At 35.7% G+C, this 24,347-nt stretch carries 23 protein-coding genes; 12 read left to right on the top strand and 11 right to left on the bottom strand.

Annotated features, from left to right (window positions below):
* Window positions 1-137: 137 nt before the first annotated feature.
* The 3 genes from mltG to dapF are packed head-to-tail and all read right to left on the bottom strand — an operon-like array spanning window position 138 to window position 2,475.
* Window positions 138-1,181 carry an endolytic transglycosylase MltG gene (mltG, locus tag EXIGUO8A_RS17950; protein WP_159304238.1) on the bottom strand — a complete coding sequence of 348 codons (1,044 nt, stop codon included), beginning with the start codon at window positions 1,179-1,181 and terminating at the stop codon, window positions 138-140.
* Window positions 1,181-1,705, bottom strand: a complete 525-nt coding sequence (locus EXIGUO8A_RS17955; RefSeq protein ID WP_159304239.1) for a GNAT family N-acetyltransferase — start codon at window positions 1,703-1,705, stop codon at window positions 1,181-1,183. Before EXIGUO8A_RS17955 ends, mltG begins: the two co-directional genes overlap by 1 nt.
* Entirely contained in the window at window positions 1,699-2,475 is a 777-nt protein-coding gene (gene dapF, locus EXIGUO8A_RS17960) for a diaminopimelate epimerase (RefSeq protein WP_159304240.1), read from the bottom strand. Before dapF ends, EXIGUO8A_RS17955 begins: the two co-directional genes overlap by 7 nt.
* A gap of 127 nt (window positions 2,476-2,602) precedes the next feature.
* On the opposite strand from dapF, the gene EXIGUO8A_RS17965 reads away from it, so the two are divergent.
* The 10 genes from EXIGUO8A_RS17965 (at window position 2,603) to EXIGUO8A_RS18010 (ending at window position 14,501) form a co-directional block, all read left to right on the top strand.
* Complete coding sequence (locus EXIGUO8A_RS17965; RefSeq protein ID WP_116770128.1) at window positions 2,603-3,994, top strand: S1C family serine protease; 1,392 nt, start codon at window positions 2,603-2,605, stop codon at window positions 3,992-3,994.
* A gap of 115 nt (window positions 3,995-4,109) precedes the next feature.
* Window positions 4,110-5,558: a glyceraldehyde-3-phosphate dehydrogenase gene (locus tag EXIGUO8A_RS17970; RefSeq protein ID WP_116769280.1), complete on the top strand. Its 1,449-nt coding sequence runs from the start codon at window positions 4,110-4,112 to the stop codon at window positions 5,556-5,558.
* 145 nt (window positions 5,559-5,703) lie between these two features.
* A complete protein-coding gene (locus EXIGUO8A_RS17975; protein ID WP_159304241.1) occupies window positions 5,704-6,327 on the top strand; it encodes a tRNA (guanine-N1)-methyltransferase in 624 nt (207 codons plus the stop codon).
* Between the two features lie 39 nt (window positions 6,328-6,366).
* Window positions 6,367-6,804: a GNAT family N-acetyltransferase gene (locus tag EXIGUO8A_RS17980; RefSeq protein ID WP_159304242.1), complete on the top strand. Its 438-nt coding sequence runs from the start codon at window positions 6,367-6,369 to the stop codon at window positions 6,802-6,804.
* A 17-nt stretch (window positions 6,805-6,821) separates the two neighbouring features.
* Window positions 6,822-7,496, top strand: a complete 675-nt coding sequence (gene trmD / locus EXIGUO8A_RS17985) for a tRNA (guanosine(37)-N1)-methyltransferase TrmD (protein WP_159304243.1) — start codon at window positions 6,822-6,824, stop codon at window positions 7,494-7,496.
* A gap of 139 nt (window positions 7,497-7,635) precedes the next feature.
* On the top strand, window positions 7,636-7,986 hold the full coding sequence (gene rplS, locus EXIGUO8A_RS17990) for a 50S ribosomal protein L19 (protein ID WP_058102993.1): 351 nt from the start codon (window positions 7,636-7,638) through the stop codon (window positions 7,984-7,986).
* Between the two features lie 644 nt (window positions 7,987-8,630).
* On the top strand, window positions 8,631-10,847 hold the full coding sequence (locus EXIGUO8A_RS17995; RefSeq protein ID WP_159304244.1) for an NADP-dependent isocitrate dehydrogenase: 2,217 nt from the start codon (window positions 8,631-8,633) through the stop codon (window positions 10,845-10,847).
* 110 nt (window positions 10,848-10,957) lie between these two features.
* Window positions 10,958-13,357 carry a TonB-dependent receptor gene (locus EXIGUO8A_RS18000; RefSeq protein WP_159304245.1) on the top strand — a complete coding sequence of 800 codons (2,400 nt, stop codon included), beginning with the start codon at window positions 10,958-10,960 and terminating at the stop codon, window positions 13,355-13,357.
* Between the two features lie 3 nt (window positions 13,358-13,360).
* Window positions 13,361-14,281: a DUF4249 domain-containing protein gene (locus EXIGUO8A_RS18005; RefSeq protein WP_159304246.1), complete on the top strand. Its 921-nt coding sequence runs from the start codon at window positions 13,361-13,363 to the stop codon at window positions 14,279-14,281.
* The gene (locus EXIGUO8A_RS18010; protein ID WP_159304247.1) at window positions 14,268-14,501 is read left to right on the top strand and encodes a DUF6095 family protein; all 234 of its coding nucleotides are present in this window, start codon (window positions 14,268-14,270) and stop codon (window positions 14,499-14,501) included. Before EXIGUO8A_RS18005 ends, EXIGUO8A_RS18010 begins: the two co-directional genes overlap by 14 nt.
* A gap of 2 nt (window positions 14,502-14,503) precedes the next feature.
* Here the strand turns inward: EXIGUO8A_RS18010 and EXIGUO8A_RS18015 are convergent, their stop codons facing one another.
* Window positions 14,504-15,196, bottom strand: a complete 693-nt coding sequence (locus EXIGUO8A_RS18015) for a DUF4294 domain-containing protein (RefSeq protein ID WP_159304248.1) — start codon at window positions 15,194-15,196, stop codon at window positions 14,504-14,506.
* A gap of 104 nt (window positions 15,197-15,300) precedes the next feature.
* Here EXIGUO8A_RS18015 and EXIGUO8A_RS18020 point away from each other — a divergent pair, with 104 nt between their 5' ends.
* Complete coding sequence (locus EXIGUO8A_RS18020; RefSeq protein WP_116769288.1) at window positions 15,301-16,389, top strand: M42 family metallopeptidase; 1,089 nt, start codon at window positions 15,301-15,303, stop codon at window positions 16,387-16,389.
* 109 nt (window positions 16,390-16,498) lie between these two features.
* Window positions 16,499-16,990: an NUDIX hydrolase gene (locus EXIGUO8A_RS18025; protein WP_236564519.1), complete on the top strand. Its 492-nt coding sequence runs from the start codon at window positions 16,499-16,501 to the stop codon at window positions 16,988-16,990.
* 10 nt (window positions 16,991-17,000) lie between these two features.
* Here the strand turns inward: EXIGUO8A_RS18025 and EXIGUO8A_RS18030 are convergent, their stop codons facing one another.
* The 7 genes from EXIGUO8A_RS18030 to rpsF all read right to left on the bottom strand — a co-directional run bounded on the left by EXIGUO8A_RS18030 (window position 17,001) and on the right by rpsF (window position 24,225).
* Window positions 17,001-17,771, bottom strand: coding sequence for an SDR family NAD(P)-dependent oxidoreductase (locus EXIGUO8A_RS18030; protein ID WP_159304249.1), 771 nt, complete (start codon window positions 17,769-17,771; stop codon window positions 17,001-17,003).
* 137 nt (window positions 17,772-17,908) lie between these two features.
* Window positions 17,909-19,288, bottom strand: coding sequence for a histidine--tRNA ligase (hisS, locus tag EXIGUO8A_RS18035; RefSeq protein WP_159304250.1), 1,380 nt, complete (start codon window positions 19,286-19,288; stop codon window positions 17,909-17,911).
* Between the two features lie 83 nt (window positions 19,289-19,371).
* Entirely contained in the window at window positions 19,372-19,848 is a 477-nt protein-coding gene (locus EXIGUO8A_RS18040; protein ID WP_159304251.1) for a DUF6495 family protein, read from the bottom strand.
* A 61-nt stretch (window positions 19,849-19,909) separates the two neighbouring features.
* Window positions 19,910-23,011 (bottom strand): TonB-dependent receptor, encoded by a 3,102-nt coding sequence (locus EXIGUO8A_RS18045; protein ID WP_159304252.1) that lies wholly within the window; start codon window positions 23,009-23,011, stop codon window positions 19,910-19,912.
* Window positions 23,012-23,114: 103 nt separating this feature from the next.
* Window positions 23,115-23,567: a 50S ribosomal protein L9 gene (gene rplI, locus EXIGUO8A_RS18050; protein WP_116769294.1), complete on the bottom strand. Its 453-nt coding sequence runs from the start codon at window positions 23,565-23,567 to the stop codon at window positions 23,115-23,117.
* 14 nt (window positions 23,568-23,581) lie between these two features.
* Window positions 23,582-23,878, bottom strand: a complete 297-nt coding sequence (rpsR, locus tag EXIGUO8A_RS18055; protein ID WP_027067300.1) for a 30S ribosomal protein S18 — start codon at window positions 23,876-23,878, stop codon at window positions 23,582-23,584.
* A 5-nt stretch (window positions 23,879-23,883) separates the two neighbouring features.
* On the bottom strand, window positions 23,884-24,225 hold the full coding sequence (gene rpsF, locus EXIGUO8A_RS18060) for a 30S ribosomal protein S6 (protein ID WP_116769295.1): 342 nt from the start codon (window positions 24,223-24,225) through the stop codon (window positions 23,884-23,886).
* Between the last annotated feature and the right edge of the window lie 122 nt (window positions 24,226-24,347).

Genomic DNA, 24,347 nt, shown 5'->3' on the forward strand with positions numbered 1-24,347 from the left:
TCTTAAGACTTACAGCTACTACTACTTGCCTGCTTAAATTTCTGGGGCAAAGGTAGGTCTGAAATTTTAAGAGTTTAAGAAGGTTCTGTTAAAAGAATACAGAATTAGTTAACAAGTTCTAAAATTCGGTTGAATGCTTATCTCTTGATTTTCTGAGCGTTAATCCATCGGATGTACTGCTCTTTATTTCGGTTGTGTTGCGTTAAACTCTCTGCAAACATATGATAACCGAACTTTTCAACATTAGCCACAAAATAGTAATAGTTGTGTTTTTTAGGATTTAAAACTGCATCTATAGCAGAAATATCGGGCATAGCAATTGGTCCCGGAGGCAATCCGGCATACTTATAGGTATTATAGGGAGAATCCATCTCCAAATCTCTATACAACACTCTTTTTATTATGGTATCGAAATTGCCCGTTTCTTTCTTTATGGCAAAAATTACCGTTGGATCGGCTTGCAATAACATTCTTTTTCTCAACCTATTTAAATACACACCTGCAACCGTTGGGCGCTCATCAACCTTAGCCGTTTCTTTATGTACTATGGATGCCAATGCAATTACTTCGTTTGGCTCCAAGCCAAGTGCACTAGCTTTGTTCTTACGGGTTTCTGTCCAAAAACGATTATATTCCTTTAGCATTCTGCTTCTAAAGCCTTCGGCTGAGGTATTCCAGAAAAACTCGTAACTATTGGGTATGTACAATGACAGTTTATTAGCATCATCAAAACCATTAGCTTTTAGAAATTCTTCATCATTAAATGCCGACACCAATGAGATACTGTCAGCTTCGATCTGTGCAGCAATTCTTCCCGCTAAATCATTGATGTTCTCTTGATTGTTAAACGAAACTTTAACGGGTAAATTTCCACTTCGCAATGAGTTAACTATCTCATTGTTATTCATACCCTTTTTAATTTTATAACGCCCTGCCTTAATATTGGACAAATATCCTTTTCTATCAGCAGCAGACTCAAATGAATCAAAATCCTCTAAGACAGGAGAAAGACGCTCCTCTAAATCAACAACAGTTGCATTGGTTGGTATAAATACAGTAGCTTCATCATTGTTAAAACTTGTATTTGAAGTAAAAAAAGTACCATAAACCATATAGGCAAAAATTCCACCTCCGATTAAACCTACGAGCACTACACCCAATAAAATACGCTTGATGTACATTAACTATTTATTTTTTGCAAAAATACTTCATTCTTAAAGGTATTTTTAAAGCGTACCCAATCTTTTTTGACCCCAACTACCTGAAAGCCCAATTTCTTGAAAAGATGTAAGCTTGATAAATTATCCTCTAAAATATTGGCATAAACTTGTTGTAACCCCAATGTTTCGTACAAATAATTGGTAAGCAAGGTTATGGCTTCCGCACCAATTCCTTTGTTTCTTTGGTCTTCATCTAAGATAACTATTCCAATACCAGCTCGCTTATGATTTGGCTCAAAATCAAAAACATCAATTAAACCGAGAGTTTTATGCTCATGGGTACAAATAACCAATCGCAATTGCTTCACATCAAAAATATCTCTGTGGGCATTGTCCAAATACAACTGCAACACATCTTTTGAATAAGGGGTTACGGTGCCACTTACCTCCCACACTTTGGTATCATTCTCTATTAGGTACAGAAAATTAAGGTCTTTCTGTTCTAAAGCCCTTAGATAAATCTGTTTTCCTTTTAATGTTACCACGTTAATTCACCTTTAAAAACCTGTTTAGCCTCTCCTTTTAAATATATATCGGAATACGCACCATGGTCTTCTTTGAAAGATACCTCTAAATTACCCCCCAACGCTTTTACCGCAACCGTTTTTTCTTTCGTATTTCCTATATGATACATCCCTAATGCTACTGCCGTAACTCCCGTACCACATGATAATGTCTCGTCTTCTACTCCCCTTTCATAAGTTCTAATACTGAACCCACCATCAACATTTGTCTCCACAAAGTTTACATTACTACCTTTCTCACCGTAAATACCATAGCGTATGCGTGCACCCTCTTTAGCTACATTAAAAGACTTTAAACCATTCACCAATTGAATATGATGTGGCGACCCGGTATCCATAAAAAGTGCGTTCGATTTCTCTTTAATTTCAGATACATCTAGCATTTTAAGGCTAACCACATCACCTACTATTGTAGCCTTGTGCAAACCGTCTACAGCGTTGAAAACGGTTTCTTCTTCTATTACATCAAGAAAATTGGCAAAGGCAACAATACATCGTCCACCATTGCCGCACATACTCCCCTCTTTTCCATCAGCGTTGAAATAAACCATTCTAAAATCGGTTTCCGTGTCATTTTCCAGTAAAATGAGTCCGTCAGCACCAACCCCAAATCTTCTATGACAAATTTTTGCCACTAACTCCGTATCTTCTTTTGGAAATTGACCATTGCGATTATCGATCATCACAAAATCATTACCTGTACCTTGATATTTATAAAATGTATTTTCCATGCTTTATTAAAGGCTCAAAGATAGCACATAATTAGATTTTCTTCGCTAGTTAAAAAGTAGTTAAACGCTTATATTATAGCATAAAAACGATTAATTTTGTGTAGAATAAGTTAAAACTCTGATGAATATGAAAAGAATAGCAAGTCTCCTATTTGTTTCCATTTTTGCAGGTGCGATTACATTGGGTGCTTATAAACTATTTTTCGAGAAGGAAAATTTTACCATAATAGCTCAAGAAAATTCTAACGGAGTGGTAAACGCCAGTTACACACCTACATCAGCTAAGGGAGCAGGTATTAATGAGGTTGATTTCACCAATGCGGCAGAAAACACCGTTAACGCGGTAGTCCATGTGAAGAATATTACAATAAGCAAGGCACCAACCAATATATTTGATATTTTCTATGGAACTAGCGGCAAAGTCGTACCACAGGTTGGTACGGGATCGGGTGTTATAATTTCTTCTGACGGATATATTGTTACCAACAATCACGTAATCAGTAGAGCGAATCAATTACAGGTTACTTTGAACAATAACAGAACTTACAATGCCGAATTGATCGGTACCGATCCAAATTCTGATATCGCCTTGATAAAAATCGACCCGGACGAGAAATTACCGTATTTGGCGTTTGGAGATTCCGACCACACCAAAATCGGCGAATGGGTGCTTGCGGTTGGTAATCCTTTCAACCTTACTTCGACCGTTACCGCTGGTATTGTTAGTGCAAAAGCACGAAATCTTGGCAAGAACCAATCCTTTATACAAACCGATGCAGCGGTTAACCCGGGAAATTCTGGTGGAGCATTGGTAAACACCAATGGTGACTTAATCGGTATTAATACAGCCATAACATCACAAACCGGTTCATATGTTGGTTATTCTTTTGCGGTACCTAGCAATATTGCGAAAAAAGTAATTCAGGACATCTTGGAATACGGTAATGTACAAAAAGGTTTTATGGGTATAAGACCTGCACCTGTTAACACTAGAGACGCCATTGAAAAAGGCATAAATAATATTGATGGTGTGTATATAGAATACATTGAAGAAGAATCTGCTGCCGAAGAAGCGGGTATTGAAATAGGCGATATTATCAAAAAGGTTGATGAAATCGATGTTCACAAGTATCCTGATTTAACCGGATATCTATCCACCAAAAGACCTGGGGATACTTTAGAATTTGTCATCAACAGAAAAGATGAGCAACTAGTATTGCCCCTAACCCTAAAAGAAAGACAAACGCTAGTAGTACCAGAAATGGGGCTAGAAGTTAAGAACCTTACCGAACATGATAAAAAGGTATACAAGACCAAAACAGGTGTTAAGATTATAGGTGTACCAGAACGTTATAGAGGTTATGGCTTGTCTGAAAAGGTAATTGTAAAAATAGATGATCAAGAAATAGGAAATATTGATGATGCTTATACAGCTTTTGGCGGTATCTCTAAATATGGAAAAACGGTCATTACCATGTTAGGATCCAATGGTGAAAGAGACCGACTCATCTTTCAATAATAAAACCCTTAATAAATACAGCCTTCGTAAAAACGAAGGCTTTTTTTTGAAAAATATTTATTTAAAGTGCTTAATTTTTCTAGTTTTGTGCGAATTCTAAAATAATCAACTAATTATGGCTCCACAAACCACATTTGAAAAAGAGCTGGCATTTCAAGCAGACCGCAGAAAAGCTACTACAGAATTTATCAAAATCGTAAGTGATTTATGGTATGATAAATCCATTGAAATTGTTCTTTTCAAAAATCAGGTTATTGACAAAAATGTAAGTGACATTATGCACTTGCACGAGTACGCTGGTGAATTTGTACAAAAACCAATTTCTATTTTTGATTCCGTAGAAATATTGAGATCAATTTCTGACATTGCCTTACCGCCTTCCAAATTAGACATCGGTAAACTAACGTACGAATACCATTCTGACACCAATATTCTTAACAATGTAAAATCTTTTGTCATAGATAAACTACAATCTGCACAAGATTTTAAAAGTATAGAGCCCAAAGATGTGGTACTTTATGGTTTTGGCAGAATAGGAAGATTGGTTGCGAGAGAACTTATGTCAAAAACTGGCAAAGGCAACCAATTAAGATTAAGAGCTATTGTTGTTAGAGGCAAACCAAGTATTGAAAATCTTGAAAAAAGAGCAAGCTTGCTTAGAACAGATTCGGTACACGGTATTTTTAACGGAACGGTCAAAGTAGATTATTCCAATTTAAAACTTATCATCAACGGCACTACGGTACATGTTATATATGCCAACATGCCAGAAGAAATAGATTATACCGAATATGGCATCAAAGAAGCTTTGGTCATAGACAATACAGGTGCTTTTAGAACAAAAGAGCAGTTAGAAAGACACTTACAAGCCAATGGGGCTGCAAAGGTGTTGTTAACCGCTCCCGGCAAAGAAGTTGCCAATATCGTGCATGGTGTAAACCACTTGGAATATTCACCGGATGATACTGATGTTTTTTCAGCCGCTTCATGTACAACCAATGCCATCACTCCCATTTTAAAAGCGATAGAAGAAACTTTCGGCATTAAAAAAGGGCATTTAGAAACCATACACGCCTACACCAATGACCAAAATTTAGTGGACAATATGCACGGTAAATACAGAAGAGGTCGTGCAGCCGCCCTAAACATGGTGATTACCGAAACAGGAGCAGGTAAAGCTGTTACCAAGGCACTACCATCTTTAGAAGGTAAATTAACCTCTAATGCCATTAGAGTACCCGTACCAAATGGCTCTTTGGCTATTTTAAACCTTGAAATCAACCAAAAAACTTCTTTGGACGGAGTCAATTCCATGATTAAAAAATATGCTTTGGAAGGTGATTTGGTGGAACAGATAAAATACTCATTGGACAAGGAGTTGGTATCCTCTGACATTATCGGTACTTCTGCTCCATCTATTTATGATAGTATGGCTACCATAGTTTCAAGTACCGGAAAAAATGTTATCCTATATATATGGTATGATAATGAATACGGATATTCTCATCAAGTAATTCGCCTGGCAAAATACATTGCCAAAGTAAGACGTTATACGTATTATTAATTTTTGCCGAACAAAAGATCCATTTGTTAATTAAGAACGTAGGTAAATAAAGAAAGTTTAAGCTTTATATTTTTTTCATAATTCAATTTTTATAAAGTACTTTAGTCAACTCTAAATTATTCAAATTAACCTAAGAATCTATTACATGAATTTCTATAGAATACTATTGTTATTAGCCTTTTTATTAGCTAGTAATGTACAATTTGCTCAAAATACCGAAGAAGAGGAAGATAAGTTGTCTTTAGACGAAGGACCGATCAGCAATCAATTCGATTATATTGCCAAGCGATCAGGAAACTATAGAGCAGATGGTGTTAGATATGAAGTGGTAAAAGAATCTAATTTATTTAAAATCAGAAAAAATGTTTTGGACTCCATAGCCGCCATGAACAAGAAAACGGGCGAGCTTAAAGCTACTATTGCGGAGCATGAAACTACCATTACCTCTTTAAATAAAAAATTAGAAGAGACCACTACCAACTTAGGTTTGGTCACAGAGGAAAAAGACAGCATGTCCTTTCTTGGCTTACCAGTTTCCAAAGGAACATATAACTTTGTACTATGGACCATTATCGGAATCTTATTTCTAACGCTTGGTTTATTTATCTATAAATTTAGAAATAGCAATATTCTTACACAGGAAGCAAAACAGAATTTATCTGAATTAGAAGTGGAATACGAAGATCATAGGCGAAGAGCTTTAGAGCGTGAACAAAAAATCAGTAGACAACTGCAAGACGAGATTAACAAACAGAAGAAAACTAAATAATTTAAAAAGCTCCAAATTGGAGCTTTTTTTATCTGAATAATGATACAAAGAATTACGGCAGCACAAATAGATGACATAGTTCATCTTTTTGACGGATATAGAGTATTTTATAAAATGGAATCTGACTTAGAAGCCGCAAGAGATTTTCTAAACGATAGACTTATAAATAACGAATCTGTAATTTTTGCTGCTTATGAAGCAAATATTGCAATTGGTTTTGTACAGCTATATTTTACCTTTTCTTCCGTTAGCCTAGAGAAATCTATTATCTTAAACGACTTATTCGTTGCTGCTGAGCACAGAGGTAAATCTGTTGGTGAGCAACTGCTATTAAAAGCTCAAGAATTTTGCAGAATAAATGGCTATAAAGGTCTTGCCTTGGAAACTGCTATCGATAACCCAGCTCAAAAATTATACGAAAAGCTTGGTTGGGAAAAAGATTACCACTGTTTTCATTACTTTTGGCAGGTTAAATGACGATGCAAAATTAAAAAATGAGAATTGACATAATTACAGTGTTACCTGAGCTACTCACCAGTCCTTTTGAAGCCTCCATATTAAAGAGAGCCATTGAAAAAGATTTGGTCGAGGTCCATTTTCATAATCTTAGGGATTATACCGATACAAAGTATAGAAACGTAGATGATTACCAATTTGGCGGAGGAGCCGGTATGGTTCTTATGATTGAGCCCATAGATAAATGTATTACAGGTTTAAAATCTGAAAGGGAATATGACGAAGTCATATATATGACTCCAGATGGCGAAACTTTAAACCAGAAAACAGCCAACACCCTATCTATGTCCAAAAACATTATTATTCTTTGCGGACATTATAAAGGAGTGGATCAGCGCGTAAGAGATCTTTTTATAACGAAAGAAATATCAATTGGAGACTACGTGCTTTCTGGTGGCGAATTAGGTGCGGCGGTTTTATGCGATGCAATAATTAGACTATTACCTGGCGTACTCAATGACGAAACATCTGCACTTACCGATACTTTTCAAGATGGTCTATTAGCTCCGCCTGTATATACAAGACCAGCTGAATACAAAGGTTCAAAGGTTCCAGACGTTCTACTAAGTGGAAATTTTGGTAAAATTGAAGAATGGAGAGAAAGCAAAGCATATGAACGTACAGAAAAGTTACGTCCGGATTTGTTGGAATAATCAAAATCCAAAAAAATAAAGAAAAAGCAAATAAATACTTGTGTATTTTAATATAAACACTAATTTTGCAGCCTGTTAGAATAACCTCTGACGATAATCGTGAATGTTGCTCTAATTTAATTCCAATTTTAACTATACAATGGAATCATTAATAAAATTTGTACAAGACGAATTCGTAACTAAAAAAGAATTTCCAAAATTTTCTGCTGGTGATACAATCACTGTTTACTACGAAATTAAGGAAGGTGAGAAAACAAGAACACAGTTCTTTAAAGGTGTTGTTATACAACGCAGAGGTACTGGTTCTACAGAGACGTTTACAATCCGTAAAATGTCTGGAACTGTAGGTGTTGAACGTATCTTCCCTATTAACCTACCTGCTCTTCAAAAAATTGAAGTGAACAAGCGTGGTAAAGTACGTAGATCTAGAATATACTACTTCCGTGAATTAACTGGTAAGAAAGCTAGAATTAAGGAAGTAAGAGGATAAATTCTTCTTCACAATAATAATAAGCACTGTTCTATTTTAGGACAGTGCTTTTTTTATGAACAAAAGTGAATAACCGATGTTCATAAAGTGTTGATTAATAAAAGTTTACAATTTTACGTTTTATATTACTATTTTTTGTAAATTGAACTGTGGTTAAAAAATGGTGATTGAGAAAAGCATCCATTTCGACACCATTACGAAGTTTACGTTCTATCGTATTATTGTTTGACCATATCATTTAATGATTATTAAATGGGGTAAATTTTAAGTTTGTTGGCTGTCGCCAATTAAGTTTAAAATTAGTTGAATTTTAAAAATACTATACACTAGGTTTTTAGTTTTCAATGATGACAATAAAAAAGAAATATTGTGTAGATGCCGGATTGCGTATCTGGGAATCGAAAAATATTTTAAACGTTGAATCAGTGAAGCGGATGCAATCAAGGGTTGCCGTTTTAATGAAAAATTAAAACAAACAGTCCGTAAACTTTTTCTAAAAAGCCATATCATTGTATGCGTACATTGATATGGCTTTTGTTATTTAACAAAACTTCCCGCCCGCCTTAAATATTAAGGCATTATCTCCACCTTCATACCTGTATAAAATTGTATATTTGTTCCGCTTAAATTAAAACAAACCGCACATGTCCAAAATTTTTTATACAAAAACAGACGAAGCGCCTGCATTGGCAACAGAGTCTTTTTTACCTATTGTAAAAGCTTTCACTAAATCATCAGGAATTGAAATTGAAACTAAAGACATCTCTTTGGCTGGAAGAATCGCTGCTACCTTTCCCGAATTTTTAACGGAAGAGCAACGAGTGTCCAATGATTTGGAAGAATTGGGCAAAATGGCTAAACAGCCAGAAGCAAACATTATAAAATTACCTAATATTAGTGCATCGGTACCTCAATTACACGAGGCTATAAAAGAATTACAAGCAAAAGGTTACAAACTACCCGATTATCCAGATGAGCCTAAAAATGACGAGGAAAAAGAAATTAAGGCTAGATATCATACTGTAAAAGGTAGTGCCGTAAACCCTGTATTAAGGGAAGGTAACTCTGACCGAAGAGCACCAAAGGCCGTAAAGAATTACGCTAAACAGAATCCTCATAGTATGGGTGCATGGAGCTCTGACTCCAAAACACATGTTGCTACGATGGGCGAAGGAGATTTTCAAGCCAACGAAAAATCTGTTACTCTAAAGAACGAAACCTCCGTACAAATCAAATTAGTTTCTAACGGTTCTGAAACTATTCTAAAAGATAATATCAGCTTACAAGCTGCTGAAATTATTGATGCAACGGTAATGAACAAAAAAGCGCTACTTGACTTCTTGAGCAAAGAGGTAAAAGATGCCAAGGATAAAGGCGTACTTTTTTCAGTACACTTAAAGGCTACAATGATGAAAGTATCCGATCCAATTATATTTGGTCATGTTGTGGACACCTTCTTTAAGTCTGTCTTCGAAAAATATGAGGATACCTTTGAAAAATTAGGAATTAGACCTAGTGATGGTTTAGCAAGCTTATATCAAAAAATAGAAGCTTTGCCAAAAGAAGAACAAGATGCCATCAAGAACGATTTGGATGAAGCCTTGGCAAACGGACCGGATTTAGCAATGGTAAATTCCGATAAAGGAATTACTAACTTACATGTACCTAGTGATATTATTATAGATGCTTCAATGCCGGCTATGATCAGAAACTCAGGACAAATGTGGAATGCCGAAGGCAAGCCACAAGATACCAAAGCAGTAATTCCAGATAGTAGTTATGCTGGCATTTATACGGCAACAATCGACTTCTGTAAAGAACATGGAGCTTTTGACCCTACTACTATGGGTACAGTACCTAACGTAGGTCTAATGGCTCAAAAAGCGGAAGAGTACGGTTCTCATGACAAGACTTTCGAAATTAACCAGAGCGGTACGGTACAGGTAGTTGACACTACTAGTGGTACAGTTTTACTTGAGCATACTGTAAATAGTGGTGATATTTGGCGTATGTGCCAAGTGAAAGACGCTCCTATTCAGGACTGGGTAAAATTAGCTGTCTCAAGAGCAAGAGCAACAGATGTACCTGCTATTTTTTGGTTAGATGAAAATAGATCTCACGACGCCGAACTTATTAAAAAAGTAAATACTTATTTAGCACAAGAGGACACAAAAGGTTTGGACATTCAGATTATGTCTCCTATTAAAGCTACAGCCTTCACGTTAAAAAGAATGAAGGATGGTAAGGATACCATTTCTGTTTCCGGTAATGTTTTAAGAGATTACCTTACTGACCTCTTCCCTATTTTAGAAGTTGGTACCAGTGCGAAAATGCTATCCATAGTTCCTTTGATGAACGGAGGCGGACTATTTGAAACCGGTGCCGGTGGATCTGCTCCAAAGCACGTTGAGCAATTTTTGGAAGAAGGACACCTAAGATGGGATTCTTTAGGTGAATTTTTAGCATTAGGCGTTTCATTGGAGTTTTTTGGTGAGAAAAATTCAAATCCTGCTGCTAAGGTTCTAGGCGATACTTTAGATAGTGCAACCGAAAAGTTTTTATTGAACGATAAATCTCCTTCTAGAAAAGTAAAGGAAATCGATACCAGAGGTAGCCACTTTTTCTTAGCTAAATATTGGGCTGAAGCATTAGCATTACAAGATGACAATGCCGAACTAAAAGCTATATTCTCTAAAGTTAGTTCTGATATCAATGACAAAGAAGAACAGATACTATCAGAATTGATAGATGCACAAGGCTCAAAACAAGATATTGGCGGTTATTACAAACCAGATCCTGTATTGGTTGAAAAAGCTATGAGACCAAGCGCTACATTAAATGGTATATTAGAATCCATTTAATAGAAATTAATTTTATAAATACCCTTAATTAACGTTAAGGGTATTTTTTTTGCCCTTTATTTAATTGTAGGAGTATCTCCTATTTCTAAGTATTTTTACTAAAAAAATTGATGAAGGGATATTTACCGTTTATTCTTATCTCATTATTTTGCTTCTCAGTCTCATCATGGGGGCAACAAAAATATACCTTAAGTGGTTCTATATCGGAATCAAGCAGTAATGAAACCCTAATAGGTGTTACTGTTGCCATACCAGAATTAAATACCGGGGTCACCACTAATGAGTACGGCTTTTATTCCATAACACTTCCTGAGGGTACCTATACCGTACTCATCAGTTACTTGGGTTTTGAAAATATTATACAGGAAATTACGCTAACCGAAAATAAGCGAATAGATTTTTCACTCAATGAAGAGGCGGAACAATTAGAAGAAGTAGTGGTTACGGAAAATGTGGAAAAGATGGATATCAGAAAACCACAAATGAGTGTAAATACACTATCTGTGGGCACCATAAAAAAAATACCCGTAATTTTAGGTGAAGCTGATGTAATTAAATCAATACTACTACTTCCTGGTGTTACAAATGCGGGTGAAGGCGCATCGGGTTTTAATGTTCGGGGTGGCGCTGCCGATCAAAATCTTATTCTTTTAGATGAAGCTATCATCTTTAATTCATCACACTTATTCGGATTCTTTTCTGTTTTTAATCCCGATGCCATAAAAGATGTAAAACTCTATAAAGGTGGTATACCTGCACGTTATGGTGGTAGAGTGTCATCGGTATTAGATATATTTCAAAAAGAAGGTAATAGCAAAGAGTTTAAAATGAATGGCGGTATCGGCGCCGTTGCCAGTAGGTTATTATTAGAGGGACCGATTAAAAAAGATAAAGCAGCATTTTTAATTGGTGGCAGAGCTTCATATGCCCATCTTTTTTTACCTCTATTTGATGTAGACAACACCGCCTATTTCTACGACCTGAACACCAAGTTGAACTATAGATTAAACGAAAAAAACAACATATTCCTTTCTGGGTATTTTGGCCGTGATGTGTTTGGTATTAATGATAGTTTTGTAAACACCTATGGTAATGCCGTCGGTAATTTTAGATGGAACCATCTTTTCTCCGATAAGTTATTCTCAAACTTATCTTTAATATATTCGGACTATTACTACGGATTAAAACTTGATTTTGTTGGATTTAATTGGAATTCGGGAATTCAGAATTTTAATATTAAATACGATCTTAAACATTACGCCACCGACAAACTACAGGTCAACTACGGCATTAACAACGTTTACTACCAATTTAATCCCGGTAAAATAGAACCAAGTAATAGCGAATCGGGAATAATTGAAGACCAATTAACCGAAAAATATGCGAATGAGTTTGCCGCTTATGTTGATTTTGAACATAAATTAAGTGATAACTTAAGTGTAGGTTATGGTTTACGTTTTAGTCATTTTATGCGATTAGGTCAAGATGAATTGAACGTATACGCCAATAATAACCCAGTTTATTTTGATCCATTATTACTAATTTACCAAGAAGCGGACCCTATCGATGTCATTAATCCCGGCAGAGGTACTACACTCGCTCAATTTAGTAATTTTGAACCTAGAGCATCGTTTTCATACACATTAAATGAAACAAGTTCTATAAAAGCCAGCTATACGAGGTTAGCCCAGTATTTACACCTCCTTTCAAACACCAGCTCCCCTACTCCTTTAGATGTATGGACGCCAAGTGGCCCTTTTACAAAACCACAGCTTCTGGATCAATATGCCTTTGGTTACTTTAAAAATATTAATGACGGTGATTTTTCTTTTGAAACTGAAATTTTCTATAAAGATGTTCAAAATAGAATAGATTATATAGACGGCGCCAATCTAATTGCCAATGATGCCATTGAGCAAGTAATTTTAAATGGCGAAGCGCGTGCCTACGGTCTGGAAATTCTATTACGAAAAAACGAAGGTAAGCTTCAAGGGTGGCTAGCATACACCTTATCTAAATCTGAACAACGTACCCCAGGTAGAACTTCAGTTATCGATAATGGCCGTAGTAATATTGAAACCGGAATTAATTTTGGAAATTGGTACAACACTCCTTATGATAAAACCCACGACATTTCAATGTTTTTAAGCTATGATTTAAATGACAAATGGAGTTTTAGTGGAAATTTCACCTATCAAACAGGGCAACCAACGAATTACCCAATTGGTCAATTTGAATTTCAAGACTTAACGGTGCCCTACTATGGGTTAAGAAACACACAGCGGTTACCTGCATATAACCGCTTGGACCTCTCAGCAACATTAACCCCTCAGAAGAACAGAAACAGAAAGCTAAAGGGCGAATGGGTCTTTAGCCTTTATAATGTCTATAACAGACGAAATGCGGCTTCTATTAGTTTTAGACAAAATGATGATACAGGAGTAAATGAAGCGGTAAGGACTTCCATTTTTGGCATAGTACCCGCCGTTACTTATAATTTTAAACTATAAGCAATGAAACGCTATATATTAATTACATTAAGCATAGTTCTTTTCATTTCATGTGAAGATGTTATCGACGTAGAACTACCCGAAAACGACACAAGACTGATTGTCAATGGTGTAATACGCGTTGACGAATCTCAAGAATTTCTACCTATTGAAATAGTGGTTTCGGAAAGCAGCTCTTTTTTCGATGAGAATACCACTGCCACGATAGAAAGTGCCATTATTTATTATGGAACACCAAGCCCTGATGCCCCAGAAATACTAGAAGGTGGCGGAGTATCGAATTTAGCAGAATTGGAACCTGGCAGCGGTAAATGGGTTCCAGACCCTAACTTTGATGCAGATCAAAGAATTAGAGTAAGCAGTATTGATGAAGGTGACGTATTTCAATTGATTATACAGACTAGCGAAGAACAGTATTTTGCCACAACCACTTATGTGAAATCTGTACCTATAGATTCTTTAGAGCAAGGCGATGAAACGCTTTTTTCAGGTGATGAAACAGAGGTTATAGTATCATTTACCGACCGGGCCGATAGTGATGATTTTTATGTGTTGGACTTAGATTTCGGAGAGTTTTTAGTAACAGAAGATGAGTTTTATCAAGGACAAACCTTTATATTCTCGTACTTTTACGACAATGATTTAGCCATAAATACAAGTTCTGTAGTTAACATAAGTTTACTAGGTGCCGACGAACAGTTCTACAATTACATGAATCAGATTATTGTACAGTCGGGTGGCGACCAAGGTCCATTTCAAACACCTGCTGCAACTGTTCGCGGAAACATCATAAATATAACCGGTATAGATAACGACGAAATTGTCGACAATGTTGAGCGTTCAGATAATTTCGCCCTAGGTTATTTTGCCATTGTAGAAGAATATACTGATAGCATTACAATTACGAACAATGAGGAGAACTGATAAAGATTTACTTGTAAAAGGATTAAAAAGACTGGCATTAACCGTTGTGCTGATGTTTACCGCTCCAATTATACTTTGGCAAGCGTTTAAAAACGAAGATCACCCCATGTATTGGCCGGTTTGTATTTTAGGTCTGATTCTAGCAGCCTATGCCGTATATTTGGGTTTCAAAGGTATTATGACAATTATGAATGCATTATTTGGTGTAAAATCGAAGTAGACTTAGTCTTTTGGCACTTTTGTAGTTTTCTTCCATTTATTATACAACTTATCATAATCATAGTCTAAAACAGTTTCTTGGCGTTCTAACTTTCCTTTAGAGAATGCACGTTGCAGAATATCTTCTATCAAGTAATCTTCTTCTACCAAATCTGGATGAAACTCTTCCTTGATACTTATATTAAATAATTTAGCTGTTGTATTATACCAAAATGCTCGCCATCCGTTTCTTAAGTCCTTGACCAAATCAAAGGCAGTTGCACCGGTTTGCCTGTATATAAGTTTAACCAAAATTTGCCCCTCTGTTCTGGTCAATTTTTTCAACTCCTCAGAAAACTCCTCTTCAATAAATTTCTGTACTTTTTTGGTATACTTTTTACGTTTGCGCTTGTTCTTCATATTTGCCAAACTATCGTTTAGCTCTACTAACCGTTCCGCTGCCATTTTTGCATACGGATATACCTTTTGGGTTTTTCTACGTAAAATATAATACCTCAATTTTTCATCATAAGACGAAAACTTTAATTTACCGAATACATAGGCTTCCTCTAACGCTATAGAGCTTTGCAGCAATGAATCACCCGAAACAATAATCATTTTTTCCGCAACAGAATCAAGTTTTTGTTCTTCAACCTGAGCTGAACAAATGAAAACACCGAAGACCAGTAAATAAAGTAGTAAAAAGTTATATTTCATTACCATAGGCTTAACAAAAGTCCTGCCAAAATTAACGAATATTAAAGAAGGTTATTATTAATACAACGCTAATATTCTTAAGTTTGTATCTTAAATTAACATTGATGGCTGAGAAAAAAATAATTACCAAAAAGTCTGAAGACTTTTTTGAAAAATACTTGAACAATGCCGCTCCTACAGGATATGAGTGGGAAGGGCAAAAGATATGGATGGACTACCTAAAACCTTACGTAGATACCTTCATCACAGATACTTACGGTACTGCTGTCGGAGTTATAAATCCTGATGCAAAATATAAAGTTGTAATTGAAGGACATTCTGATGAAATCTCTTGGTACGTTAATTATATTACGGACAACGGACTTATCCATGTTATAAGAAATGGAGGAAGCGACCACTTAATTGCTCCTTCTAAATGGGTAAATATCCATACAAAAAATGGCATAGTTAAAGGTATTTTTGGCTGGCCAGCTATTCATACACGAAAAGGAGATAAAGAAGAAACTCCAAAAATTGAGAATATTACCGTTGATGTTGGTGCCACAACCAAAGAGGAAGTTGAAAAACTTGGAGTACATGTAGGTTGTGTAATAACCTACCCAGACGAATTTCAAATTCTCAACAAAGACAAATACGTTTGTAGAGCTATTGACAACAGAGCTGGTGGTTTTATGATTGCCGAAGTTGCACGTCTACTACATGAGAATAAAGTAGAATTACCTTTTGGTCTTTATATAACCAACTCTGTACAAGAAGAGATTGGATTGCGCGGTGCGGAAATGATTACACAAACTATTAAGCCAAACGTTGCTATAGTTACAGATGTTTGTCATGATACGACAACCCCAATGATTAAGAAAGAGGTACAAGGGCACACTGAAATTGGCGCAGGACCTGTAATCTCCTATGCCCCAGCGGTACAGAATAAATTACGTGAACGTATTATTGAAACTGCAGAAAAGAAAAATATTCCATTTCAACGAATGGCTGCATCTAGATCTACGGGTACAGATACAGATGCTTTTGCGTACAGTAATGGCGGTGTTGCCTCTGCTTTGATTTCTTTACCGTTACGTTACATGCATACTACGGTAGAAACGGTTCATAAAGACGATGTTGAAAATGTAATTCGTTTGATCTACGAAACCTTGCTTACTATTAAAGAAGGCGAAACGTTTAATTATTTCGAATAAACTGATATAATCCCTCCAAATACATGGAGGGATTTTTTTTATTCTATGGATGAACTAATTGATATTTTAGATGCTAATGGCAATCTAACCAACAGAACTGCCATGAAAAGTGAAGCACATAAAAATGGATGGTATCACCAGACAGTACATGTATGGTTCTACACCTTGGATGGTAGGTAAAATTCTACTTCAGCAGCGTTCAAAAAATAAAGATGTATTCCCCTTACTATGGGATGTCTCCGTTGCAGGGCATATTGGGGCAGGTGAAAATATAAAGATTTCTGCAGTACGGGAAATCGAAGAGGAAATAGGACTTTCTATTCAACCGGTAGCATTACAGAAAATAGGAATTTATAAATCTGAACACAAACATTCAGATACTCTTATAGATTGCGAATACCATCATACTTTTATTGCTGAATTAAAAATTCCTCTTCACGCTCTTCAAAAACAAGAAAGTGAAGTAGAATCCTTTAAATTAATTTCCATTGATCAGTTCAAAAATGAGATTACAGAGGTTTTGAAAAACAATTACGTACCTCATGAAACAGCTTATTACAATACCATATGCACAGAAATCATGAAAAGACTACATCAATAGTACATAATGTTTACATATTATAAACTCCTCCATTAATATCAAGAGTAGCTCCAGTAATAAAGCCATCATATTCAGAGGCTAAATATAACACAGCTCTGGCAACATCATCTGCATTACCGGCTCTTTGAATAGGAATACCTTTTGTAGTTTCTGCTGCAGATTCTTTAGTGGTATGTGTATTGTGAAATGAGGTTCCTAAGATAAGTCCTGGTGCAACTGCATTAACTCTTGTTCCCTGTGGTCCTAATTCTGAAGCAAGTGCCCTTGTATAGGTTAAAATAGCTCCTTTGCTGGTAGAATACACCAATGATCCAGGGTGACCTCCTTTACGCCCAGCTAAAGATGCCAAGTTGACAATGCTACTATTTTCATTCTTTGCCAAATATGGTGCTGCTGCTCGTGTAACGAACATCATTGAAGTCATGTTAATATCCATCACCTTGTGCCAAAATTCTGTTTCCATTTCGCTTAGTAACTTTCTAGCCACTAAAGACCCGGCATTATTTATAAGAATATTAAGCCCGCCTAAAGCTTCAACCGTTTTTTCAACTAAGGCATTTGCATCTTCTTCCTTGGTCAAATCCCCAGATATTGCAATTGCTTTTAAACCCTTATTGGTCGCGTACTTTACCAATTCATTTGCAGTATCTGCACTAGAAAAATAATGAATGGAAACATTGGCTCCGCTATCTATAAAATGTTTGGTAATAGCCTCTCCTATGCCCTGGGCACCAGCGGTAATAAGAATGTTCTTTCCAGATAATTTGTTACTATTCGTCATGATATTGTAATTATAAAACTTGATTTAATATTGATTTAAGCCTATATCAATTGTACAATGTAAAATTGCACAACCAGATTGGTTAACCAAATATAATCAAAAATGACTCAGTAAAATTTTATCTGATTTTAAAGTAGTTAGCTCAAGTAATTTACAAAGTCTAGAACTTTGTTTAAACTGTACTTTTCTTGTGTACCTTCTTTCATGTTTTTTACAACGAATGAATTATTATCCAACTCTTGTTCCCCTATTAAAACTACATAAGGTACATTACGATTATTGGCATATTTCATTTGTTTTTGCATCTTGGCACTAGAAGGGTAGATATCGGCTTTAACACCCGATTTTCGCAATTGACTTACCAGTTTCAAAGCAGCCATAGCCTCCTTATCACCAAAATTAACGCATAATACTTGTAAAGATTGGTCAATTGCCTCTGGGAAGAGCCCTAAATCTTCTAAAACCAAATAAATACGATCTAGACCAAATGATATACCTACTCCGCTTACGTTCTTTAATCCAAAAATACCGGTAAGGTCATCATAGCGACCGCCACCACCTATAGATCCCATTTTCACACCTTCTGGCGCAGCAACCTCAAAAATAGCCCCTGTGTAATAATTAAGTCCGCGCGCAAGAGTTACATCAATAGATAAATTAGCGGATTGCAAGCCTAAAACAGCTATCGTTTCTAAAATAAAACGAAGTTCTTCCAAACCTTTTTTACCTTCTTCAGAATTTTTCAATAAGGCATCTAAACGCTCTAATTGCTCTTCATTGCTACCTTGAGGTAAAAACAAAGGAGATGCTTTTTCTATTGCTTCCTCAGAAATCCCTTTTGCAAGCATTTCTTTTTTAACACCGTCCTCTCCTATTTTATCAAGCTTGTCTAAAGCAACGGTAAAATCTATAAGTAAATCTTTAGCTCCAATAACTTCAGCTATACCTGCCAGTATTTTTCTATTGTTCATTTTAATGGTTGCCCCTTCCAATTTTAACTCGGAAAATACGGCATCATACAACTGAATCAATTCTACCTCTTGTAATAAGGAATCTGAGCCCACTACATCGGCATCACATTGAAAAAATTCTCTAAATCTTCCTTTTTGCGGTCTATCTGCTCTCCAAACTGGTTGAATTTGATAACGTTTAAATGGAAAATCTATATCATTTTGATGCATAACCACATAACGGGCAAACGGTACGGTTAAATCGTAACGTAATGCCTTTTCGGTAATTCTAGGTGCTATGGTAGCGGAGTTTTTATCTGCATAGGTCGCTTCATCAACCTTACGTATAAAATCCCCGGAATTTAATATCTTAAAAATTAAACGGTCACCTTCTTCTCCATATTTACCCAATAACGTATCTGAATTCTCAAAAGAAGGTGTTTCAATGGGTTGAAAACCATAAGTTTGAAAGTTCTTTTTGATAATATCAAAAATGTAATTACGCTTAGCTATTTCAGATGGATTGAAATCTCTGGTGCCTTTAGGTATAGATGGTTTCTGTGCCATTAATTTTATAATTGTATCACAAATATAACCTTACTAAAAATAAGGTTATAATTACGCAGTATGAATATTAGATTTATATAATTTTAAGAGGTAACGATTACTTTCTCGAACCATTGGTATAATTCTCCTTTGGTGATTACCGCACCTTGTTGAATCAACAAAAACTTATCTACATTTTTATCATCAGTATAAGCTTTTGCAGCGGTCAAATATTCTACGAAATCTGATTGCCAATTTCTCTTGAACCAGTCAAAACCAACAGTAGTAGTCAAATCAATTTCAGGGTTCATCACCTTTACAGAAATAAGTTTCATTTCTTTTTCGGTCAAATGAAATAGATGCATTTGATTATTGGAAATATTCTCCAAATAGGAAACCTTGGCCAAAACACCTTCCCACACTAAATCGCTAAAAACATCTAATTCTTCTTCTGCTACTTTGGGCTCGTTCTTTTTAATATCTTCCCATTCATCGCCCGTTATTGATTGTGTCGCAAGAAAATTGATAAATTCTGGATGTAATTCCTCTAATTGCTCTTTTGTTAGCCTCGTATATTTCATTTTGCAAAAATAAAAAGCCCTAACATATTTGCTAGGGCTTTTACAACTTAATTTTATAATCTTAGAAGATATATCTCAATCCTACTTGTGCTTGCCATCTAGATAATAAGCTAGCATCGTAACCAAATGTCTCGGTCAATTCTGGATTAAAGGTATATGTAGGAATATTTGTATCTGGATCAACAGTAACACCTACTGGTTGCACATTATTTGGTTGCTGAACCAATCCCCAATCAGAACTGATCAAATTACCAATATTAAGTACATCTACACTAAACTGAATTGTATTTGTTTTTCCTTCGGATACAGTGATTTTATAATCTTGTAAGAACTTAACGTCCCAACGACCTCTCCATGGCGCTAAAGCTCCGTAACGCTCCGCATATTGACCTCTACGACCACTTAAGTAATCGTCTTGAGCAATATATGCATCAAAAGCTGTTCCTTGACCAGCACCTGAAAATTGCATTTGACCAATTTCTGCAGAAGTTGGAACATAAATAAGGTCGTTGATACCTGATCCATCACCATTAATATCACCACCATAAGTATAGTTGAATCTACCACCTTGAGCATATTCAAAGAACGTAGAAAGTGTAGTAGCCCATTTACCGTATTGCCAGTTTTTACTAGCTACACCAATGAATCTATGCTTATCCCCGTACTTAGAATGAGCCAGCACATCTGCATTTACATCATTTACAATCGGGTTACCTGCAAAAGCATCTGATGTTATTTCTGCTTCAATTGAATTCACATCTTTAGCATCTAAATAACTATACGCCATCATAGCATACAAACCATTGCTGAAGTTTTTCTGAGCTTTTAAAGATGCATTCCAAATTCTTCCTTTATTAGAGTTTGTAAAAACATAAGGACCAGCCCCTAAACCAAAGCTGTTTAATAAATCTCCTTCAGTATATGTTGCTCTTATATCTACACCAGATAAATTACCTGATGGTGAAGTCAATGCCCAGTTTTGTACATGAGGACCATTGATATCTTTTGTATACGATACATCTGCAGTAAGCACCATACCATTATCTAAACGCTTATCTGCACCTAAGTTTGTTCTCCATACTTGTGGAAACTTATAATCTGGGTCAACAGCCTGCAAGAAAAATACGTCTGGAGAAGAAATCTGATTTCCTAACCATACGAATGGGAAACGACCGGTGAACAAACCAGAACCACCACGCAATTGTAATGATTTATCATCATAAACATCATAGTTAAAACCAACTCTTGGAGATATCAACCAATCGTTAGAAGGCATTTGCGTGTTATCTATAAATACAGTTTCACCTGTATTAGGATTTTGGTATGGCTGATCAGCTATAACAAAACCTCTATCAATAACATCTTGTGCTTTCTCTGCAGAATCAAAGAACAAAGGCTTATCAAAACGAACACCATATGTTAATTTGAATTTCTCATTTACATTCCATTCATCTTGAACATAAAATGCCAATTGACCCACATTAGTTTCTGCCAATGCCCAACCTTCACCATCTGGCACAGCATTATTTGCATTAAATGTTGCTTGTGGACCAGCAAAATCATAGGTAGTTGCATCAAAATCTGCAATATCTACACCACCAAATAAATCAAAACCATAAGCGGTTAGGTTAAATGAATTATCGAACATAAATTTCTCCAAAGAAAAACCAACTGTATACGTATGATCGCCTTTATAAAAATTTAAGTTATTGGTAATCTGCAATACTTTTTGATCTAATCTGTTATTTGCGGAAAATGGCTCATGACCGGCAATAATATAGTTAGAACCATCTTTTGTAATGTTTATAGAAGGTGCCGGAGTAGAAAACGGATTTCTATAATCGTCAAAGTGTGTATATCCAACTTGTAACTTATTCGAAGCCGTTTCCGATAAGGTCGAGTTCAATTCAACTTGAATAGACTTTAGGTCATTATTTATTTCATATCCTGAATTCTGAAACTGTAATGTGTTTGCATTAGGACCTCTAAATTGTATTGCCGTTGGGTGTGCAGGCTTCTCTTTTGAAGATTTCAAAAAGTTATAAATAACAGCCAAACGATTATTATCATTAATATTCCAATCTAATTTAAAAAGACCTTTAGTAGATTCAGCATCATGTGTAAAACCTTCGTAAGCACCTGGATCATAGCCCACCGCCAATAACTGATTTTGTACATTAATTAAATCACTTTCCAATACTCTAGATTCGTTAATTGCACCTGAACCTGTATTTGGTACCCATCCGTTAGTACCTAAATCTGTACGCTCATCTCTTTCAAAGTTGGCGAAAAAGAATAATTTGTTCTTTACAATTGGACCTCCAATACTTACTCCGTATTGACTTTGGTCTAATTTAGGCTTAACAATATCGTCTCCTTTAATTTTACCACCTGTCATATCCTCATTTCTGAAAAATCCGTAAACCGTACCATGAAATTCATTAGTACCACTTTTAGTTACAGCATTTACAGAAGCTCCAGTAAATCCTGATTGAGTTACATCATATGGTGCCGTAGATACTTGAATTTGCTCAATTGCATCTAAAGAAATTGGTTGTGAGTCTGTTTGACCACCTGGTGTAGCAGCATCCAATCCGAACGGGTTGTTGAAAATAGCACCATCCAAAGAGAAATTATTAAATTGATCGTTTCTACCACCAAACGAGTTTCCGCTCGCAGTTGGCTCTAAACGTGTAAAATCTTGTGCTGAACGAGAAATTGTTGGTAAACGAGTTAATTCTCTTCTACCTACACTTGTTTCCGCACCTGTACGATCACTACTAAAAGTACCTGATCGATCAGAAACAACGGTAACCTCGTCTAACGCTTGACTTTCACTAGCCAATTTAACATCTACATTAAATGTTTGACCTAATGATAAATCTACGTCTGTAAGTAAATAAGGTTTAAAACCTACATAAGAAATTTCAACCGTGTAAGGACCACCAACGCGAAGGTTTAATAGGTTGAATCTACCATCTTCATTGGTAATTGACCCGTATTTTGTGCCCGTTGGGGTATGAATAGCGACAATATTAGCGCCAAATAACGGTTGATCTTGATCATCCATTACCAAACCTCTAATATTAGAGGTGGTAACCTGGCCATAAGTTGCGCTAACAAAAAGCAACAACATCAATTGAAAAAACAAGTTGTTTTTCATGGAATTTTTGGTTTAGAGTTATTTATGAGTTCTTTAACAAAAATACCAAAAAAAAAGAGCTATGCACGCATAGCTCTTTAAAGTTATTAACTTTGAGAGTTAATTATTTCTGCTCGGCAACAACTTCGAAACCGAAATCAACGATTACCTCACGGTGTAATCTGATTTGAGCATTGTAAGGACCGGTTCTTTTAACAGCACCACCTTGTATGCTAATATATTTCTTGTCAATTGCGTGACCTTCTTTTTCAAGAGCACTAGCCAAATCACCATTCGTAACAGAACCGAATAACTTATCGGCAGCACCTGTTTTAGCGGTAATTTTCAATTCTAAAGCTTTTAATGCCTCCTCTGTTTTCTTAGCGGCATCAACAACTTTCTTTTCTTTATGTGCTCTTTGCTTTAAATTCTCAGCTAAAACTTTTTTAGCTGAAACCGTAGCCATAGTAGCTAAGCCTTGAGGTATAAGGAAGTTTCTTCCGTAACCGTTCTTAACATTTACTACGTCGTCTTTAAAACCTAAATTTTGTACGTCTTCTTTTAATATAAGCTCCATGATTCTTTGTCTTATTATTTTAATAAATCAGCAACATATGGCATTAATGCCAAATGACGAGCTCTCTTTACGGCTTGTGCCACTTTTCTTTGATACTTCAATGAAGTTCCTGTAAGTCTTCTAGGTAACAATTTACCTTGCTCGTTTACCAACTTCAATAAAAAATCAGCATCTTTATAATCTACGTATTTAATACCAGATTTTTTAAAACGACAATACTTTTTCTTAGTGTTGGTCTCAATGTTCAATGGAGTTAGATACCTGATCTCTCCATCTTTTTTTCCTTTTGCCTGTTGTTGTAATGTTGCCATAATACTTAAGCTTTAGCGGTTTTGTTTCTTGTTCTTCTTTTTTCTGCCCATGCAATTGCGTGCTTGTCCAATTTAACGGTCAAGAAACGCATAACACGTTCATCTCTTCTAAATTCCTGCTCGTAAGGTGCTACCACCTCACCATCGCTAGTGAATTCAAACAAGTGGTAAAAGCCACTTTTTTTGTTTTGGATAGGATACGCTAATTTCTTTAGCCCCCAATTCTCTTTAGCTACCATTTTGGCGCCATTGTTAATTAAGAAATCTTCGAATTTCTTAACTGTTTCCTCTATCTGAACATCAGATAGAACGGGATTCAAAATGAAAACAGTTTCGTAATGGTTCATATTATATTTGTTTTTAAGGAGTGCAAAAATAGATATTTTTTTAAAATAAATATAAGAAATGCGAATATTCTTCGTTATTGAATGGTATAAACATTTAAAAATTAAACCAAATCTTAAATATA

The organism is Maribacter litoralis (assembly GCF_902506355.1).
In the GTDB taxonomy this organism is placed as follows: Bacteria; Bacteroidota; Bacteroidia; order Flavobacteriales; family Flavobacteriaceae; genus Maribacter; species Maribacter litoralis.